Annotated in this window: 15 protein-coding genes and 1 pseudogene; 3 read left to right on the top strand and 13 right to left on the bottom strand. The window is 35.7% G+C overall.

Annotated elements, in window-relative coordinates:
* Positions 1–118 (top strand): annotated as a pseudogene (locus CBF37_RS11985) (IS30 family transposase); the annotation flags it as partial.
* Positions 119–192: 74 nt separating this feature from the next.
* On the opposite strand, the gene CBF37_RS09680 reads toward CBF37_RS11985, so the two are convergent.
* From CBF37_RS09680 to CBF37_RS09620, 13 genes are all read right to left on the bottom strand, one after another.
* Positions 193–861, bottom strand: coding sequence for a DUF421 domain-containing protein (locus CBF37_RS09680; RefSeq protein ID WP_125984551.1), 669 nt, complete (start codon positions 859–861; stop codon positions 193–195).
* A 4-nt stretch (positions 862–865) separates the two neighbouring features.
* The gene (locus CBF37_RS09675) at positions 866–1,318 is read right to left on the bottom strand and encodes a DUF3290 family protein (protein ID WP_125984550.1); all 453 of its coding nucleotides are present in this window, start codon (positions 1,316–1,318) and stop codon (positions 866–868) included.
* Between the two features lie 157 nt (positions 1,319–1,475).
* Complete coding sequence (locus CBF37_RS09670; RefSeq protein ID WP_125984549.1) at positions 1,476–2,423, bottom strand: DHH family phosphoesterase; 948 nt, start codon at positions 2,421–2,423, stop codon at positions 1,476–1,478.
* Positions 2,424–2,444: 21 nt separating this feature from the next.
* Entirely contained in the window at positions 2,445–3,761 is a 1,317-nt protein-coding gene (locus tag CBF37_RS09665) for a DRTGG domain-containing protein (protein WP_125984553.1), read from the bottom strand.
* A 139-nt stretch (positions 3,762–3,900) separates the two neighbouring features.
* The gene (locus CBF37_RS09660) at positions 3,901–5,337 is read right to left on the bottom strand and encodes an MFS transporter (RefSeq protein ID WP_125984548.1); all 1,437 of its coding nucleotides are present in this window, start codon (positions 5,335–5,337) and stop codon (positions 3,901–3,903) included.
* Positions 5,338–5,417: 80 nt separating this feature from the next.
* Positions 5,418–7,091, bottom strand: coding sequence for a ribonuclease J (locus CBF37_RS09655; protein WP_125984547.1), 1,674 nt, complete (start codon positions 7,089–7,091; stop codon positions 5,418–5,420).
* A gap of 17 nt (positions 7,092–7,108) precedes the next feature.
* Positions 7,109–8,005 carry a 4-hydroxy-tetrahydrodipicolinate synthase gene (gene dapA / locus CBF37_RS09650; protein ID WP_125984546.1) on the bottom strand — a complete coding sequence of 299 codons (897 nt, stop codon included), beginning with the start codon at positions 8,003–8,005 and terminating at the stop codon, positions 7,109–7,111.
* A gap of 1 nt (position 8,006) precedes the next feature.
* Positions 8,007–9,077 (bottom strand): aspartate-semialdehyde dehydrogenase, encoded by a 1,071-nt coding sequence (locus CBF37_RS09645; RefSeq protein ID WP_125984545.1) that lies wholly within the window; start codon positions 9,075–9,077, stop codon positions 8,007–8,009.
* Positions 9,078–9,161: 84 nt separating this feature from the next.
* A complete protein-coding gene (locus tag CBF37_RS09640) occupies positions 9,162–9,656 on the bottom strand; it encodes an ECF transporter S component (protein WP_125984544.1) in 495 nt (164 codons plus the stop codon).
* A gap of 110 nt (positions 9,657–9,766) precedes the next feature.
* Positions 9,767–12,979, bottom strand: coding sequence for a DEAD/DEAH box helicase (locus tag CBF37_RS09635; protein WP_125984543.1), 3,213 nt, complete (start codon positions 12,977–12,979; stop codon positions 9,767–9,769).
* 11 nt (positions 12,980–12,990) lie between these two features.
* A complete protein-coding gene (locus CBF37_RS09630; RefSeq protein WP_125984542.1) occupies positions 12,991–16,182 on the bottom strand; it encodes an AAA family ATPase in 3,192 nt (1,063 codons plus the stop codon).
* On the bottom strand, positions 16,148–17,281 hold the full coding sequence (locus tag CBF37_RS09625; RefSeq protein ID WP_125984541.1) for an exonuclease SbcCD subunit D: 1,134 nt from the start codon (positions 17,279–17,281) through the stop codon (positions 16,148–16,150). The genes CBF37_RS09630 and CBF37_RS09625 overlap by 35 nt, the downstream gene beginning before the upstream one ends.
* A 91-nt stretch (positions 17,282–17,372) precedes the next feature.
* Positions 17,373–18,008, bottom strand: coding sequence for a lysophospholipid acyltransferase family protein (locus CBF37_RS09620; RefSeq protein WP_125984540.1), 636 nt, complete (start codon positions 18,006–18,008; stop codon positions 17,373–17,375).
* A gap of 123 nt (positions 18,009–18,131) precedes the next feature.
* Here CBF37_RS09620 and CBF37_RS09615 point away from each other — a divergent pair, with 123 nt between their 5' ends.
* Both CBF37_RS09615 and CBF37_RS09610 read left to right on the top strand, forming a co-directional pair.
* A complete protein-coding gene (locus tag CBF37_RS09615) occupies positions 18,132–18,875 on the top strand; it encodes a tRNA1(Val) (adenine(37)-N6)-methyltransferase (protein WP_125984539.1) in 744 nt (247 codons plus the stop codon).
* Positions 18,868–19,146 carry a GIY-YIG nuclease family protein gene (locus CBF37_RS09610; protein ID WP_125984538.1) on the top strand — a complete coding sequence of 93 codons (279 nt, stop codon included), beginning with the start codon at positions 18,868–18,870 and terminating at the stop codon, positions 19,144–19,146. The genes CBF37_RS09615 and CBF37_RS09610 overlap by 8 nt, the downstream gene beginning before the upstream one ends.
* Positions 19,147–19,187: the final 41 nt, after the last annotated feature.

The following is a 19,187-nucleotide window of genomic DNA, read 5'->3' as shown; positions in this document are numbered from 1 at the left end:
TATCCAATCTATCGCATCAAAGAGAAATAATATTCCTAGGAAATCATTAAACTATAAAACGCCATTGGAAGTGTTTTTGAGTTATGTTGATAATGATATTTTGTCTAGCTTAATTTGACAAATGAAAAAATTAAAATATAATAAGTACAACAAAAAAACTTCAGCTATTTTGCTGAAGTTTTTAATAATTCATTATTCATTTAATTTTTGTTCTAGTTCACTGCCTTTAGGTTGAACATATAAACTTAATTTTAATTTTCCGTTAATGTATTGAGCCAGATAAACATTTGACACATCAGTATATTGTTTAGCTAATTCTTCATCCAACCAATCCCGATCTTTGCCAAAATTTTCTAAAATATCATTATCAACTATACCATTTGTGATAATTGGAAATTTAACTGATTCTTCACCGTATTGAATAATCGTCAATTGACCATTTTGTTCAATAATACCACGCTTAACTTGTTGTGTATCATATATATTAGCCATTCTTAACTTAAACATTAAATCACTAGCCGCAATTCCACGTTTCGCACATTCTTCAACAAGTACTTCACCATTTTTAATCAACAATGTCGGTTGCCCATCTACTAAACGTTTCATAAATCCAATATGTTCTTTTAAATATTTAAAAAGAGTGACAAGAAATGTCCAAATAACTAAAATCAGGAGAAAATTTAAAATTGAAATCTGATTATTATAGATAACACCACCTATAATACCACCTAAGGCATAATTTTGTAGTTGATCTAACGCTGAAACCGGTGCAAGATTGGCCTTGCCTAATAAATTCATTTGAATAACCATACACATAATACCTATGGCAAACTTAAGTCCTATTTGAATATAATCGTTCATCGTTTTAATCTCCTTCAATTATAACATTGACTTTATCCTGTATCAGAAATGTCTCTTCTAATTTATAGGAAGATAAATCGGGATTCATCTCAACCTGATAATAATCATCACCTATCTTAACAATCATTTCATCTCTAATTGATTGCGAATTAACAGCTAAATCGATTGCTTTCACATGTTGATTTTTAGCTAATTTATCTAAAAAACCTACCATTTGAGATGAATTGTTTTGATTAAGTTTCCCCACCTCATAATCATTCACTTGGATACCAACAAAAAAAATAATCGTTAATGACAATAGAATGACTAAATCGCGATACTTCATTTTTTCCAATGTACGAAACTGCTTTAAAATTAATAATAATAATAAAATTAGTAAAACAATAAAAATAATATACTTCGTTACATTTGTATGCTGTGATTGGTGTACAAAAAAACTATATGAATAAAAATCCATCTTATCCACCCCTTAATGAAATAAGTACAATAATACATGACTAAAAATTATTAGTATATCTCTACATTTATTATCATACCATATTCTGGTTTTACCAGTTTAGGCAAACTCACGATACGAAAAGAAAGCTATTTCTAAACAACTCTCAACTCTATAATCAATAAAAATCTTTAACTACTTGTTTAATCTCATTAAACACTTCCTTGACTTCTTCTAAATCTTTGGCATTAGCACCACTTGCAAGAGGATGTCCACCACCACGGTAACGTTTAGCAATTTGGTTGATTACAGGGCCTTTCGAACGAAGACGTACACGATAATGTCCTTCGGGCTGTGCCACAAAAATCCCCCAGGCTTTAACTGTTTCTATTTTTCCTGGAACAGAAATTAATGCCGGTGTTTCTGAGTCTACCATATCAAATTTATCTAGTATTTCTTGAGACAGCAAAATCATCGCAGCACCATTTTCATCAATAATTAAATTCTCAGTCACATAGCCTGACATACGTGCCACTTTCACAGTTATTTCATCCATTTTTCTTGTTAACGCGGACGCATCAAAATCATAGTCGCGTAATTTAGACGCCACCCATAGTGTGTGACTAGTAGTTGCCGGATAAAGGAATCGCCCAGTATCACCGATAATCCCTGCATAAAGAAGTTTGGCTGCTGCATCAGTCATCTTCAACTCAGATTGGTGCGCCTCATAAAAATCATAAATCATTTCACTCGTACTGCTTGCCTCGGTATTAATCCACGAAAAATCTCCATACGGTTCATCATTAGGATGATGGTCAATTTTTATAATTTCTTTCCCTAATTGATACTGAGAACCACTTACTCTTGACTCATTGGCTGTATCAGTTGAAATAACCAAAGCTCCTTTATACATTTCATCTGAGACTTCATCCATTGTCAGTAAGTAATCTAAATCATTTACAGGACCGCCGATACAAAAGATCTGCTTATTAGGAAATGTAGTCTTTAAAATTTCAGCCAATCCGCCTTGAGATCCAAGTGCATCTGGATCCGGGCTTTGATGACGATGAATCATAATCGTTTGATAGCTTTTTATTTTTTCTAAAATAGTTACAGTTGCATTCATTGTTTTTTCCTCTTCTCTTTACTACTCCATAATCTGACAAACAACAATTGCCCGTGCAACGGAGACATTATCAATTAAAACATCAATATCTAGTTTTGCGGATCGACGTCCAAAATCAATCAAGCTAGGACGAACATCAAGTTCACTATCAATTTGAATTAATTTATAATAATACAAACTAGATTGCTCAACAATTGAGTTTGTTTGGTGTTTCAACTGAATAGACCGGTAAGCTGCCTCTGCTATCAGTTGATTCAAAATACCATATGCCATAGTTCCCATACCATTTACCATTTGTGGAGTTACCGAAAATGAAAATGTCGGTAGTTCATCAACTTGACTTTGTTCTCTTTCAATCAAACCATTTGTAATTTGTTCTACGATAGTATTTCCGCCAGCAGATTGTTTTTGTTGTGACAGCTGAATAGCCTGGATAGCTTCTTGTCTTGAGATAATACCTTCTAATGTTAAATCATCTTTGACAACAGGAATTAACTCAATACCATCCCAAGTCATGATATGTCCTATACTAGCAACACTCATATGATTTTTAGCATATCTTGGATCTTTCGTCATAATCTTTTCAATAGACTGGGTTGGCAATTTACCGGCTATGTCTTTTGCTGTTACAATTCCCACTAATCGATTTCCTTTATTGATTACCGGATAACGGGTATGTCCTGTTTCTTCAACCAAGCGATAATAATCTTCTAATGTATCTTTGACATTCAGATAGTAGGTGTTTTCAAGCGGTTTTTGAATATCACCAACCACCAAAATATCCTTTTTAATCAGTTGATCACTCATCGCCCGATTAATCATAGTAGCTACTGTAAATGTATCTTCTGAAGTACGAATAATCGGCATCTCTACTCTATCAGCAATTGATAAGATATCAGGTGATACGTTAAAACCACCCGTTATTAAAACCGCAGCACCGTTTTCTAGAGCTAATCGTTGAACAGCTTCTCTATCACCAACAATCATCAAAGAGCCAGGTGTCAAATAACGCTTTATATTATTTTCTGTCATTGCACCGATAATAAATTGATTTAAAATTTTATTTAAGCCTTTGCGTCCTGCCAAAATATCGCCCTCAATAATTTGTACGACTGCTCCAAAGGACAATTTTTCAATAGTACTCTTTGCTTTTTTTTCAATTCGAATAGTTCCAACACGTTGAATAGTCGAAACCAAACCAGTATTTTCAGCTTCCTTAATTGCGCGGTATGCTGTCCCTTCACTTACGTGTAATTCTTTCGCTATACCTCGAACGGATATTTTTCCACCAACAGGAAGCATTTCAATATATTCAAGAATCTGGTCATGTTTTGTCATACTACTCATCTTATATTCTCCTATCCATTGAAGCAACTGTACTATTTTAATTAATATAACTGTTACAGTATACTCAAATATTCAATTAAAATTTTACCATGAATAGGATAAAAAAGATATTTCTTTAACTATAACAGATTTATTTATTTTCTAAATTAATTTGACGCCCCCTGATAAAACGGTAACTGGTTAACCCGAGTGCAACCATACAAAATATAAATGAAAAGAAATACGTGATGTGCATACCAAACGTAAAAACTTCTGAATTTCGACTAGTAATTGTTAGAATTTTTTTCCCGGCTTTTAAGCTCATTGACTGATACAAAATAGTCGTTGATAACGATATTCCTAATACCATTCCTAAATTTCTTGCCAGAGCGTTAAGACTTCCTGCAATTCCTAAATCTGAGTTATCCACGCTCGACATAATAATCGTATTATTTGGAGCTGTAAACATAGCATTACCGACGCCAACCAGTCCCATAATAGCTATAAACGCGGGTATCGGTGAAGATGGTGTTAAAAAAATAAAACAGAACTGAGAAGCTGCCACAATGAATAGTCCGGCTAGTGTAATAACGTACGGTCCTGTCTTATCTGTCAAGTACCCGCTGATAGGTGCCCCAATTACCATAATTAATGGGAAAACCATCATTAAAAATCCAGCCGTTTTTGGATCCATCCCACGAATATTTTGCAAATAAAATGGTAAAATGACATTTGAGAAAAAATTAGTAATAAAAATAAAAACAGCACAAATTAGACTAATTGTAAAAGTCGTATTTTTAAATAATTTTAATTGAATCAACGGATTACTATGTCGTTTTTCCCAAAATATAAAACCAATTAGCGCACATATCGAAATAATCACTGAAATAATAATACTTGGCTGATTAAAGCCTTTTTCTTGACCGATAAAAATAGCTCCGAAAAATAATGAAATAAATAAGGAAAATAGAATAAATCCAAAAAAATCAATATCTGCTCGCTTTTTAACTATCTGACTTTTCGGTAGTAACCTCCACCCGATTAAAATAGTCAATAAACCAATGGGTACATTAATCCAAAAAATATATGACCAATGAAAATGAGATAGAATCACACCGCCAATTCCGGGGCCTGCAATGGCACCTAAAGAAACGAACGAACCAATCATACCAAGTGCACGTCCTCGTTCAGACAAAGGAAATGCTTCAGTAATTATTCCGTTATTAGTTGCCATTGTCATGCTAGCTCCTATTGCCTGTACAACACGTGCAAGAAGCAATAAAGGCAATGTGTTCGCAATTCCACACAGAAATGAACCAATTATAAAAATAAAAGCACCAATTTTGAAAATTTTGACTTTACCATAGCTGTCACTAATTTTTCCAAATAATAATAAGAATGAACAAACAGCCATTAGATAGATTGACACGACCCATTCAGATTGATTGGTAGTCACACTTAAGTCATGAGATAATGTCGGTAGTGCAATATTAACTATACTACCGTCTAACGTAGACATAAATGTAAACATCCCGACAACCACTAAAATATACCATCGATATTTTTTTGATACTTGTTTGCTTTCCATATGTACCTCCTTAATCTTTCACTTCAATTATACTAAAAAAACTATTAATTCGCCTGAGGCAAATTAATAGTTTTACATTTTTATTTTTTCTTTTGACTGGCTTCCATGATAACTGGTAAAATAACTGGTTTACGTTTTGTCTGTTCATACAGGTATTTACTTAAATCATCACGAATCTCTTGTTTCAAGATGCCCCAATCAAATTCCTGTTTGTCTAAGTTAGCAAGTACTACTTTTTCCACAATATCTGTACTTTCCGCAATTAAATTATTGCTGGCTTTTACATAAACAAAACCTCTCGATGTTATACGTGGACTAGAGATAATTTTCTTCTGACGCCGACTAATTGTGACAGCTACGATAAAGATACCATCATCTGATAATAATTTTCGGTCACGCAACACAATATTTCCAACATCACCGACACCAAGACCATCAATTAATACATTATTTGCATCAACTGAACCGGTCATACGCAAACGACCTTTTTCTAACTCTAAAATATCTCCGCGACCAGTAATCAAGATATTTTTATAGGGAATACCCACTTCATATGCTAATTCTGCGTGAGCAGACAATACTCGATACTCACCTTGAATCGGCACCAAGTATGTCGGCTTCATCAAATTGATCATTAGTTTCAAATCATTTTGATTTGCATGTCCCGACACGTGAATATTATCAGAGATTGTCTTAACTGTTCCACCAGCACGATACACCATATCTTCTGTTTTCGCCATCATTGTTTCCATAGCACTCGATGGTGTTGTTGTAATGTATACTAAATCACCATCTGTTATATTAACCGAACGATGACGACGGCTTGACATTTTTTGCAACGACTTCAGTGGTTCTCCCATACGACCAGTTTCCAAAATTAAAATCTCATCTGGATTTTTTTTCTTCATTTCCTTCTCGGTGATAATTAAATCATCGCTCGGCATTTCTAATTTGCCTAAACGCATAGCTGTTTTAACAATCTGTTCAATGTCTTTACCTGTTAAAACGACTTGACGAAATGTCTTATGTGCGGCATTTAAGATTTGTTGTATCCGTTGAATATTGCTGGCGACACTCGCTACGATAATTCGACCATCCCAATAACGCAGTGTTTCATATATTTCATCAGCTGTTTCATTTTCTGATGCTACTATTGCATTACTCTCTGCATTTGTCGAATCACTCAATAGAGTTAGTACGCCCTCTTTACCAATTTCAGCTAATCGAGCAAAATCTGTTTGATATGATTCGCTTGCACTTTGGTCGAATTTAAAATCTCCCGTATACACAATTGTTCCTTCTTCTGTTTTCACAGCCATCCCAACTGACTCTGGAATAGTATGTGTCGTGCGGAAGAAACTGATAACTGCATTAGCAAATTCAATCTCTGTTAATTCATTAATTACGTGAAAATCATTATATTCTTTTGTATTTGGATAGTTTTTAACATTTAACTTAGCTAGTTCAATTGTTAATTCTGTACCAAATACCGGTACATCTATTTTTTCAAGTAAATACGGTAACGCCCCGATTGCATCGGCATGTCCATGGCTTAAAAAGACACCTGCTATGCGTTCTTTGTTCTCAATCAGATACGTAAAATCCGGAATAACCATATCTATCCCTAATTGTTCATCTTCTGGATATTTTAATCCACAGTCCATAATAAATATTTCGTCGCCTACTTCGATGACGTATATACTCTTTCCGTTCTCTCTGACACCGCCTAGAGGCAATATTTTTATTTGACTCACTGCTGTTTCACCTCAACTTATTCATTCTGTAATTTTTTAAACGCCTTTATTTTAGTCAGAATTACTTCAGTTTCATCAGCGGTACAAGCGACTAGAGGCAGTCTTGGGTTTCCGACAAATAAATCTTGACGATTATAAACAGCCTTAATCGGTGCAGGTGATGGGCAGGAAAAGACTGCTTGGTAAACTGATATCAACTGACGATGATATTTAGCAGCTTTTTCAATGTTACCAACACTGATTGCTTGAAACATATGGGACATTTCTGACCCAACAACATGACTTGATACTGAAATAACTCCTGTTGCTCCTATGACTTTTGCTGGCATAGCTAAAGCATCCTCTCCAGTATAAACTAAAAATCCATCTGGTGCATGCTCAACTATTTCAGATATTGCCTCTAATCCTTGACAATCTTTTATACCGATTACATTCGGCAACTGTGCCAAGCGTAGAGTTGTTGCTACTGACATTGAAATACCAGTGCGTCCTGGAACATTATACAACATTATAGGTAAATTACTAGCCTCTGCTAATGTTTTAAAATGCTGGTATAATCCTTCTTGACTTGGTTTATTATAATACGGAACAACACAAAGTGCTGCACTAACACCTTCCAGTTTAGCGACTTTTTTAAGAAAAGTCACGGTTTCTGCTGTATCATTTGTACCCACGCCGCAAATAATCGGAATACGTCCATTAACATGTGCGATAACAGTCTTAAACAATGACATTTCTTCGGAACGATCTAGCGTAGGACTTTCACCGGTCGTTCCAGCCACAACTAATGCTTCTGTTCCATTTCCAATTAAATAATCAACTAACGGTCCAACACGGTTTAACGCTACTGTACCATTTTTATCGAAAGGTGTCACCATTGCAGTAATGATTGATGCATCTGCTAAATGTTTCATCTTAATGTCTCCTTCCATCATTTTCTGGTACAGCAGCTAAATCTAGTCTATGAAGGCTTTCAGCAATTTGAATTGAATTCCAAGCCGCCCCTTTGATTAAGTTATCCGAAACAACCCACAAATGAAATCCTTTGACTTCATCGATATCCTTTCTAATTCTACCAACAAAAACATCAGGTAGATCAACACAATCTAAAGGCTGAGGATACAATTGCGTATTTGGATCATCTTGCAAGGTTACACCAGGAGCCTGTTCTAAGATTGATTTAATACTAGCTGTATTAACATCTTCTTGATCTATTTCAATATAAATTGATTCAGAATGTCCTGTAACAACCGGCACACGTACACACGTTGCAGATATTTTAATCGTGTCATCTGACATAATTTTTTTCGTTTCGTTAATCATTTTCCACTCTTCAAAGGTATACCCTTGGTCAGAAAAAACATCAATTTGCGGTAAAACATTAAAGGCTAATTGATAATGTTTTTTGTCTCCACCGCAAGGAAGTATTTCAGGTATAGGTATTTGGGAGTCGGTCAATTGTGCAATTGCTTGATTTTCCATTTCGCGGACAGCTTGAGCCCCTGCGCCGCTGACAGCTTGGTATGTCGACACAATAATTCGATTCAACCCAAATTGTCGGCGAATCGGTTCTAGTGCAACCATCATTTGAATAGTTGAACAATTTGGATTAGCTATAATTCCCTGGTGTGTTTTTAGTGCTGCTTCATTAACCTCAGGAACAACCAAAGGCACATCTTTCGTCATGCGAAAAGCACTCGTATTATCTATAACAACAGCTCCACGTTTAACTGCTTCTGGTGCAAATTTTTCTGAAATTGAACCACCTGCACTAAATAGTGCAATGTCCACACCCTTAAAAGAATCAGGTACTAATTCGTCAATTATATACTCTTGATTTTTAAAGGTTATTTTTTTCCCGGCCGAACGGCTAGAAGCCAAAAATTTTACATTTTTTATGGGTAGACTGCTTTCAGCTAATAATTCAGTCATTTTTTGTCCCACAGCGCCAGTAGCTCCAACAATTGCAATAACGTATTCTTTCATTAATATCAACCTTCCTTTTTTTATTTCCCGATATTTTTTATAGTCCCTATTTTAGCACATATCAAATAGTTTTTCTTTTGAGTATTAATTACCGACTTGATGTTTTGTTTTAGCTAAAGCAGTCGTCATCAGATACGCTCCCGCCACACCTGCGGACACTTGAAAAACATTACCCACTAATGAAACAATTGCGGCACCAAAGCCATATAATAATCCAGTTGCTAAAAAATAACTAGATACCATAACAAATGAAGCGATAATCAATATTGCGACTTTTGTACTCCAGCTCTTCTGTTGTGTCCATTGTCCTGCAATATACCCTTGCAGACCATGAATGACAAATGAAAAAATCATCCATTGAGGATAACCTAGAAGCAGATCTAACAGCAAGCCGCTGACAGCACCAACAACCAATCCAGCAGGACCACCGAATAAAAGTGCTGTTGTATAAATCCCCACATCTAGTAGATTAAAATAACCATTACTTCCGGGAATCGGCACATTTATCATCATGCCCAATACAACAGACAGCGCAATTAAAACTGCTAATAGGGGCAGTTTTTCTTTAATCATTTTCATACAATCACTCCTTTTTGTATGGTTTTAAGCATATCACTAATAACAATGTAAATAAATATTCAATTAGGATATTTTCAATAAAAAAACAATCCAAATATTTGGATTGTTTTTTACTCACCAATATCTAATATCAAACGTAAGTCGCTCACTGTCATTTGCTCTAGTGGCTTAACATCTTCAGCATTCATTACTTGATTAAATAGCTCTTTCTTAGACTCTTGTAATTGATGCATTTTTTCTTCGATGGTTCCTTCAGAAATCAATCGCCACACTTCAACTTTGCTTGTTTGTCCCATGCGATGAGCTCGACCAGTCGCTTGATCTTCAACAGCCGGATTCCACCACAAATCATACAAAATAACCGTATCAGCACCTGTCAAATTAAGTCCCGTTCCACCAGCTTTAAGTGAAATTAAAAAGACATCATTTTCACCACGATTAAATCGGTCTACCATTTCTTGCCTTTTTGCAATTGGTGTGCTACCACGCAGATAAAATGTATTAATTCCTAATTTTTCAAATTCCTTTTCTAAGATAGACAACATACTAGTGAATTGTGAAAACAACAAAATCCGGCGACCATTCGCTTTAGCTGTCTGAACTAAATCAAGTGTCTGATTCAACTTGCCGGACCCCCCAGCATAATCTTCTAAAAATAGTGATGGATCACAACAAATTTGTCGTAATCTTGTCAAACCTGATAAAATAGTTAATTTGTTGCGACTCAGCTCTGAATCTGACATTGTCGACACTTGCTGCTGCATCTGCTGTAAATAAGCCAAATAGACTTTCTTTTGTTCTTCTGTTAATTGACTGTACAAATCAGTTTCAACTTTATCCGGCAAGTCTTGTAAAACTTGTTTCTTATCACGCCGTAGAACAAACGGTTGAATCATCATTGCAATCGTTTCTGTTGGTAATTTTTTAAATTGACGTAATGATGGAAAGAAACCTGGCATCACTATTTTGAACAATGCCCATAATTCATCTAATTTATTTTCTATCGGTGTACCACTTAAAGCAAATCTATGCACTGCATGCAGGGTCTCAATTGCTTGAAATGTCTTGGTTGCTGCATTTTTAACCATCTGAGCCTCATCCAACACCAAACTATGAAAGGTAATTTCTTGGTATAACTCACTATCCTGACGTAGTGTTGTATAAGATGTAATTAAAATATCGACGTTTCCTAACTCTTTAGTTAGTGCTATACGCTCTTCCTTAGAACCAGTAACAATTTTCGACGTTAGTGTCGGGGCAAATTTTGCTAACTCTTTTTGCCAATTATAAAGCAGACTAGCTGGTGCCACAATCAAACTAGGCTGTGTTAAAAAGCCCTGCTCTTTTTCAGACAAAAGATAAGTGATCAACTGCAGTGTTTTTCCTAAACCCATGTCATCCGCTAGTATTCCGCCAAATTGATACTTACTTAACATTTTCAACCATTTAAAGCCGATTTCTTGGTAATCACGCAAAGCAGCATTCAATTGACTGGGAACAGCTGTAGGAAAATTTTCCGGCTGACTAAGATAACCAACCATTTCCTTTACGGTACTAGATGTTTCTACATCATCATTATCACTGACCAGTTGGTTGACTAAAATCCCACGATATTTTGGTACTGTCAGCTTACCTTTCTTAATTTTGATATCATGCCGTAATTTTTGCAATACCTGACTCGTCTCTTGAAATTGATCTTCATCTAAGAAAATTAACTGACCGCTCTTCAACTGATGGTATTCTTGATGCTTCATCAAACTAACTAAAACATCATTTACCTCATCATCTTCAATATTTGAAATATCAAAATTAATATCTAACCAAGATCCTTCATCAAGAATACTGATTTTCGGTTGATGTTCTGTCGGTTCAACAAATAAATGATTTAAGCCATCTGATAATTCTACGACAGCGTATTTTTCTAGAATCGGAATTTCTTCGCGAAAGAAGCGATACAAACTATCGCCCTTTGGAAAATTTTTCATAAAGGCTAACCCGCGCCGTGTGTACCCATAATGTTCCAAAAGTTTTTCAATTTGAGTTTCACTTACTTGATTTCTGACAACCCGACCTTGGTCAGGTAAGTCAGTGGTTATCTCAGAATTACTTGAAAAAATAAAATCACCATAAATAAAGTCTACACGAATACTTAACTGATCTCGTTTGCTATCAATAAATAAATGTGTTTTCAGTGGCACACGAATCATTTCAGATGTTAATGTATCTGAAATATGAATTGTTGCAATACTTTCTAAATTAGGCAAAATGTAAGAAAATAGTTTACTGACATTATCTTTATCAAAGACCATTGTCGGTTCTGGAATTCTTTTCAACAGTTGACGCAGTAATTGATAACGTTCAGATTGCTCGCTTGTCAACTCATAAATGGAATGACGCGCAATCACCCATTGATACTTTTCAAGATGCAGTTCCACCTGGTCTACAATTTTTAATTGATAGTCATTTAAGCCAACAGGCGATATATACAGATCAATGGGTAAATTGCTCGTCTTGAAATACAAAACATCCTTTTTCTCATCCCCCATATTTAATGACAATCGTTCTTCCATCATTAATTGAGTTATAAAAAATTTAGCATCTTCTTTGTCCAAAATTAAATAGCGTTTATTCAATTTGCCCTTTTGTTGTACACCTGTTGTATTAGTCAACATGTCTTGATTATGTGAAATTTCTACTAATCGATTCAATAACTGGTTATCACGTTTGGAAAAAGAATTATCACTAACAGAAAAATGATGCTCGTTTAGTAATAATATACCTTTAAATTCATAACACCATAATAAGTCCTTAATATTTTTTACAACATATGTACGACTCCCCGCCGTACGGTGGCCGATTTTAACCGATAGTCCAATCACCGATTGTTCTGGATGATGTGAAATTGCTTCGACAACTTCTAAAGACCAATCTAATTTTAATGTATCACTTTGAAGTAGCATACGATCAATAACTGCCTCTTGAACATGTTCAAAACTTTTAGCAAAAATATCAGAAGATGAAGGTGTTTGAAAGGTGTTTTTTACACCAGCTTGTTTCTTTATATAACGATTTTGTCCTTTTTCTCTTAATGCTAACTCTACAGCCACGGTATGCTTGCAAAAGCCGTGCTGCTGCCAATATTGACACTGACAGTTATCTTCTTCTTTAGCTGTGCCGTCCAATTCAACGTGAAAAACTTCCGAGCCAATGACATCAGCATACCAAACTTGCTGCTCCTCATTTTTACTAATTGATACAACACGTCCATCTTTTGCATATTCTCTGCCTTCTTCAACAATTTTCTCAGGGATGGACCATTTCATACTATCACGTCCTATTCAAATTCTAACAACTCTTTTACCTGACTTTTACCTTCAGGAGAAGCGGATACTTGCAACTGTTGCGGAATACGTTCTTTTAATTCGCGAACATGTGAGATTATACCAATCAAACGACCTTGTCCCCGAATTGTTTCTAATGACTCAATAGCCATTTCTAAAGAATCCTCGTCTAAAGAACCGAATCCTTCATCAATAAACATTGCTTCAATCTGGATACCTCCAGCATTTTGTTGGATAACTTCAGTCAATGCCAATGATAAAGACAGAGCTGCAATGAAACTTTCACCGCCTGACAGCGTATTGACACTCCGCGAAGCACCCATGTAATCATCAAAAATATCCATTTCCAGCCCTGTGCTTTTTTTATAAGAGCCCTGTTCTTGATTTATCTCAAATCGATAGCGGCCAGAACTCAAGGTACTTAGACGAACATTGGCTAATCGTAATATCTCTTCCAGATACATTTGAAGAACATAACGTTCCAGACTAAGCTTATTCAAGCCATCACCGTTCAGCACATCTGATAACTCCGTTAATTCTTGCAATTTCTTTAGCGACTCATTTGCGGCATCCTTTAATTTTATTACTTTATCAATAATTTGTTGATTTGTTTTCTGCATCACCACTAACTCAGTCAATTGATGCTGCTTTGCCGTCAATAATTCCTTTTTTTCTGCCAATTCTTTTGTCAAAATGGTTAAATCAGAAGGACTTTTATCTCTCAATTCAGCTGTTAAGTCGGATTTTTGCCGTTCAATACGATACATTTCACGCTCATAATTCTGAATAATTTGTTCTAGCTCATCTATTTGATTTAATTGTTTACGCTGCTCAAGATATTCAACTTCTGTTAAATCCTCAGCGGATAATTTTGTTAAATATAATTGCTGTTTTTTTTGGGCTGATTTTGTCAACTCTGACCATTGACGGTTGCTCTCCGCTTTTGTAGCTTCCAACACTTTTAATTGTTCCAAACTGTCTTGCAATTTGTTTTGAGCTTTTTCCACACGACTTTGCCAGTCGTTCAATTGTTGAACCAACTCAATTTGTTCACTTTGTAAATCACTTGTTGACAACTCTTCTTGCGGCAATCGGCTGTCTAAAGACGATAAACCGCCTCTATTAGCTGCAATTTGCTGTTTAAAAATATTTAGTTGCTGCTGCTGTTCAGTTTGTCTATTAATCAACAAGGCGTGCTGCTCATCTAATTTCACTTGCCGGCTTTTACGTTCGTTGATTTCTTCAAGCAGTTCAGTGCATTCTGATATTTTCTGATTAAACGTGCGCCGCTCATCAGATAACCGATTTTCCCAATCTGCAGGGTCAATGACAATTTGAAAAATTGCTAAAACCAATTCCTGCAGCTCAACTGTTTGTATTTCAATCGTCTCAACTAACTGTTCGGTCTGCTGCTTAAGACTGTAAACTTTATTATCTAAATCATTTTTCTGATTATTTTGATGTTCCAGTCGAGTTTCACAGTCTGCAACACGCTGCTCTAAAGCTATAATCGAGTCCATTGATATTTCTGTTTCTGCATGATCCGCAGGATGTTCTAATGCACCGCATACTGGGCAGGGTTCACCCGGAAGCAAATCTAATCGCAAACGATTAATTTGAACTATTGCTGATTCGCTTTTAGCTATTCGCAGTTCAGCTCTGCTTTTTTGTATAGCTTCAGCAGAAGATTGCACTTCACGTTCCAACTGCTCCAACTGTCGAATTACTTCTGATTTCTTTTTCTTAAGTTCGATCAAAGCGGCTAATTTCAGACTAGCATTATCAACCTCACGTCTAGACTGTTTGCACTGATTTAGTTGGTTTGAAACAAATAATTCTTTTTCCAAAAAGGCTGAGTTTTCTATTAATTCTTGATTTAATTCATTTACTGCAACATCAATTTGCTGCAAAGATGTTATAACCGATTGTTCCCTTTTTTTACTTTCAGCGATTTTTAAAAGAACCGAGTCCTTTTCTAAAGATAAGGGTAGCCATTTTTCAATATTTTGCAGACGCAGCTGCTTCTCTTCTATCTCAGCTGTTTGATCATTCAACCTATCAACATCAGCTTTTCTCAAAGAAACTATTGCTGATAGGTCTTCCATGTCTTGGGCTGTTCTTTTTATATTAATAAACGCTCTGTCTGCTTCCGATATTTTGTCAACTGCCGATTGATAGAAAGGCTCAAGCAAACCAATTTTTTTCAATCGCTGGTATACCTCTTTTTTAGAGTCAATAACCGACTGCTGTTCTGACAGCTTTTGTTTTTCCTCTGTTATCACAGACAGCTTTTCAAATCGTTGATTAATTAATTCACCTTGATTCAGGCGGTTGCCAACATCCTGATAAACCAGCTCCAATTCATTAATTTCGGCAGCAAGACTCTTTTCTATAGTTCTGTGCCGCTTAGTTTGTTCTTCATATAAATCTAAATAACCTCTAACATCATTAATGGTTTCAACAATTGGCAGATACTCCTGGTCCCAAGCAATTTGTCGCAAAAGTACCAAGCTTTCTTGTCGACTTTCTTCAGTTTCTATACTAAGTAATTTCTTTTTATCTTTAATATTTTCGGCAATTTCCTGATAAATATACGTATTAAATAGTTTCCGAAGAACTTTCTCCTTTTCGTTACTATCAGCATTTAAAAAACGTCTAAAATCACCTTGCGGCAGCATCATAATTTGCAGAAATTGTTCTCTGTTTAATTGTAATAAGTCACTAAGAAAAGGGCCGACATCTTTTTCTTTAGTCAGTTGATTAATTTCTTTGCCGTCTGAATCAAATATCGTTAGGCATACAGAAGCCGGCTGAATCTTGGTTCCCGTCCCACGGGCCTTATTTATTTCTTGTTCAGGTTCTCTTAAGAGTTCATATTTCTTGTTTAGATGTTTAAAAGTGAACATTACAGAAGTTTTTTTATCAGGTGACGCAAAGCTGGAGCGCATCTCCTTACCTTGCCTTAGTCCTCCTGACGTACTGCCGTATAAAGCATACGTCATACCGTCAAAGAGTGTTGTTTTTCCGGCACCCGTCTTGCCTGTGATTAAGAAAAGGGATTGGGCATAAAAATCACTAAAATCAATTAGACTATCCTCATAGGGACCAAAATTTTTCAAAGTTAATTGTAATGGCTGCATGAACCCCTCACTACCTTTCCTTAATTGTTTGAGCTGTTGCTTCATCCAACCACTCTTGCTGCTTAACAGTCAACGATCTGCCAACTACTTGTTCAAAATATTGTGTCGTCAGCTTTTCTGGACTTAACTTAGCGACTGTCGCCGCATGATGTTCTTGCAACTCATCTTTTTTCTGAGAGACTAACCGATCTAAGCTGATTAATTTCGGATAATTTTCTCGCAGACGATTCATACTATTATCAATAAGTGTCGTATCAGTTAAAGTAATTCCTACATAGTCTTGACGTGATATTTCAGGGTAATTAGTTTCGTCCAATAAGTTATCAAAAGAATCCGTTAAATGAAAGACATCATTTGTAGGAATAATAGGGCTAAATTTGCTGTCAACACCGCTCGCAGTTACATTTACGATGCGGACCCCTTTTGATTGGTTGACTTCGGATAGCGAATACTTTAGCAAAGCTCCGCTGTAAGCAATATTTGGATAATTTTTTAAAGCATCATAATAGTGCAAATGTCCTAATGCGACATAGTCAAATTCACTAAAGTTATCAGCAGAAACATTGTCTAATCCACCAACTTCCAAGGTTGTTTCTGACGCACTCTTTTCAGAACCAGATACAAAGAAATGTGACACCAGCAGCTGCTTTTTATCAATTTTAAATGTTTTCCTCATTTCTTCTATTACTAAGGGCATCGCTTGCTGAATTGTTCGAATATCTTCTTGCTCAAAGTATTGTCGTGCATGGAACGGTTCAAAATAAGGAAGCAAATATAATTGACAATTGCCATATTCAATCGGCGTAAATGCTTGTTCTAAGCGTGTATTCAAATAAAAATCTGCAGTTTTTAACCAAGGTGTTCCTACATCAAGCCGGATACTGCTGTCATGATTTCCGGAGATTGCAAATACAGGGAGTTGTTTTTCTAAATTCATTTCAATCATCATGTCGTGAAACAGCTGTACAGCATCAATTGACGGAATCGAACGATCATAAATATCGCCTGCAATAATAATACCGTCTACCCGTTCTTTTTCAGCTATTGCAATCATTTTTTTAAATACCTGTTCTTGCTCAGCTAAAAGAGAAAAACCGTTCAACTTTCTGCCTAAATGCCAGTCACCTGTATGTAAAAACTTCATAATCATCCTCCTGAAAATAGGTCTTCTTTCTATTATAACAAACATTTATTAAAAAATACCAATCAAGACCAACAAAAAAGCAGCAAGTAATCTACTTGCTGCTTTCTTTCGTCGGATGATGGTAAACAAAATCTGGATTAATTTCTTTATCTAGTTGATTAAATGCTGCTTGCATTCTGTTTTCCACTTCTGCAATACCGGATTTATCCATTTTTTTTATATCGGAAATATCAATCGGTTCGCCGTACTTAACTGTAACTCTGCGTTTCGTCCATAACCCCCAAAAAGTCATCGGCCCTTGATAAACAGCTGGAACAATTTTTTTCTTTGACATCTTACTCACTAAGGCTGCCCCACCCTTTAAATCTTCTTCATACCGACTACCACTCGGAAAAATCATGACACTTAAATCAGTATTTTTCAACGTTTTAACTGGTGTTTTTATAGCACTTGGTCCCGGATTTTCACGGTCAACTGCAAATGCATGACATTTAACTAAAATAAATCTCAATACTGGGTTCTTAAATAATTCTTTTTTGGCCATAAATGAAAAGCGGCGCGGCCAAGCACCTAATGCAAAAAAGATGGGTTCATACCATGTACGGTGTGGCCCGACCAATACATAGTTTTCATCTTTAGGTAAGTTCTCTTTGCCTTGAAATCTAGTATTTGTATTAACTAAAAATATCAACACGCCGCAAAGCCAAACAATAAACCTATAAAACATGTTTCTTCATCCTCTACTATTTAATTGTATTCAAAGTATGCCTAATAACTGGAAAACTTTCAAGTTTTTCTGCCTTTTTTTTGATATAATCAATAAAAATATAATATTTAAGGAGCTTTATCTATGAAGCCACTACTAAGAGACAATGAACGTATTGACCAACTGCTCTCTAAGAATATTCAAATTATCCAAAGTCCGGAGGTATTTTCTTTCTCATTAGATGCTGTCTTGCTGGCACACTTTGCGTCAATTCCAAAACGTGGACAAATCATCGATTTTTGTATGGGTAATGGTGCCGTTGCTCTTTTTATGCAACCACGAACTGCTGCAAAAATTACTGGAATTGAACTTCAAGAACGATTGGCTGATATGGCAGAAAGAAGCATTACATTGAATACACTTGATCAGCAAATAAATGTTATTCAAGGAGATGTCAAAGATGCTTTAACTTTTTTCCCATCTGATTCCATTGACTTTATTACATGTAATCCGCCCTATTTCAAAGAGCAAACCAATAGCAAAAAAAATCCCAACCCACATTTAGCCATCGCACGACACGAAATTCATTTAAAACCAGATGACATTTTTATCACTGCTTCTAAGCTGCTGAAAATGAACGGGAAAATCGCCCTAGTCCATAGACCAGATCGGCTGCTAGATATTATAGATAGCATGCAACGATACCGAATTGCACCTAAAAGGATTCAGTTTATTTATCCAAAACAAGGAAAAGAAGCAAATATTTTATTAATTGAAGGAATAAAAGATGGAAAAGCTGATGGCTTGAGGATACTTCCACCGCTGTTCGTTTATGATAATCAGCAAAATTATACATCAGAAATAAGGAGTTTGCTCTACAGTGATTGAACAAGAAACAGCTTATTTTTACGTGTTAAATTGTGCCGACAACACCTTCTACGCGGGCTATACTACTAATATTGAACGTCGCCTAGTTGAACATAATTCAGGCAAAGGCGCAAAATACACTCGTTTGGCTAAACGACGACCGGTCAAACTTATTCATTTAGAAAAATTTTCTTCTAAAAGTCTGGCTATGAAAGCCGAGTATGCTTTTAAGCAGTTAACTCGTAAAAACAAAGAAGCCTACCTAAAACAGACCAAAAGCGACATTATTTAAATTGATTTTCATTTCATGTATAATAAAACCAATCGAATAAC

Origin of the sequence: Vagococcus vulneris, assembly GCF_003950515.1 — a bacterium.
GTDB classification, from domain to species: Bacteria; Bacillota; Bacilli; order Lactobacillales; family Vagococcaceae; genus Vagococcus; species Vagococcus vulneris.
The sequence above is the reverse complement of the archived record's forward strand: the minus strand, read 5'-3'. Positions and strand labels throughout refer to the sequence as shown.

Excerpts from the sequence above, each read along its gene's own strand:
- CBF37_RS09680 (WP_125984551.1), bottom strand. The coding sequence starts at position 861 with ATGAACGATTATATTCAAATAGGACTTAAGTTTGCCATAGGTATTATG.
- CBF37_RS09675 (WP_125984550.1), bottom strand. The coding sequence starts at position 1,318 with ATGGATTTTTATTCATATAGTTTTTTTGTACACCAATCACAGCATACA.
- CBF37_RS09670 (WP_125984549.1), bottom strand. The coding sequence starts at position 2,423 with ATGAATGCAACTGTAACTATTTTAGAAAAAATAAAAAGCTATCAAACG.
- CBF37_RS09665 (WP_125984553.1), bottom strand. The coding sequence starts at position 3,761 with ATGACAAAACATGACCAGATTCTTGAATATATTGAAATGCTTCCTGTT.
- CBF37_RS09660 (WP_125984548.1), bottom strand. The coding sequence starts at position 5,337 with ATGGAAAGCAAACAAGTATCAAAAAAATATCGATGGTATATTTTAGTG.
- dapA (WP_125984546.1), bottom strand. The coding sequence starts at position 8,005 with ATGAAACATTTAGCAGATGCATCAATCATTACTGCAATGGTGACACCT.
- CBF37_RS09645 (WP_125984545.1), bottom strand. The coding sequence starts at position 9,077 with ATGAAAGAATACGTTATTGCAATTGTTGGAGCTACTGGCGCTGTGGGA.
- CBF37_RS09640 (WP_125984544.1), bottom strand. The coding sequence starts at position 9,656 with ATGAAAATGATTAAAGAAAAACTGCCCCTATTAGCAGTTTTAATTGCG.
- CBF37_RS09635 (WP_125984543.1), bottom strand. The coding sequence starts at position 12,979 with ATGAAATGGTCCATCCCTGAGAAAATTGTTGAAGAAGGCAGAGAATAT.
- CBF37_RS09630 (WP_125984542.1), bottom strand. The coding sequence starts at position 16,182 with ATGAAGCAACAGCTCAAACAATTAAGGAAAGGTAGTGAGGGGTTCATG.
- CBF37_RS09625 (WP_125984541.1), bottom strand. The coding sequence starts at position 17,281 with ATGAAGTTTTTACATACAGGTGACTGGCATTTAGGCAGAAAGTTGAAC.
- CBF37_RS09620 (WP_125984540.1), bottom strand. The coding sequence starts at position 18,008 with ATGTTTTATAGGTTTATTGTTTGGCTTTGCGGCGTGTTGATATTTTTA.
- CBF37_RS09615 (WP_125984539.1), top strand. The coding sequence starts at position 18,132 with ATGAAGCCACTACTAAGAGACAATGAACGTATTGACCAACTGCTCTCT.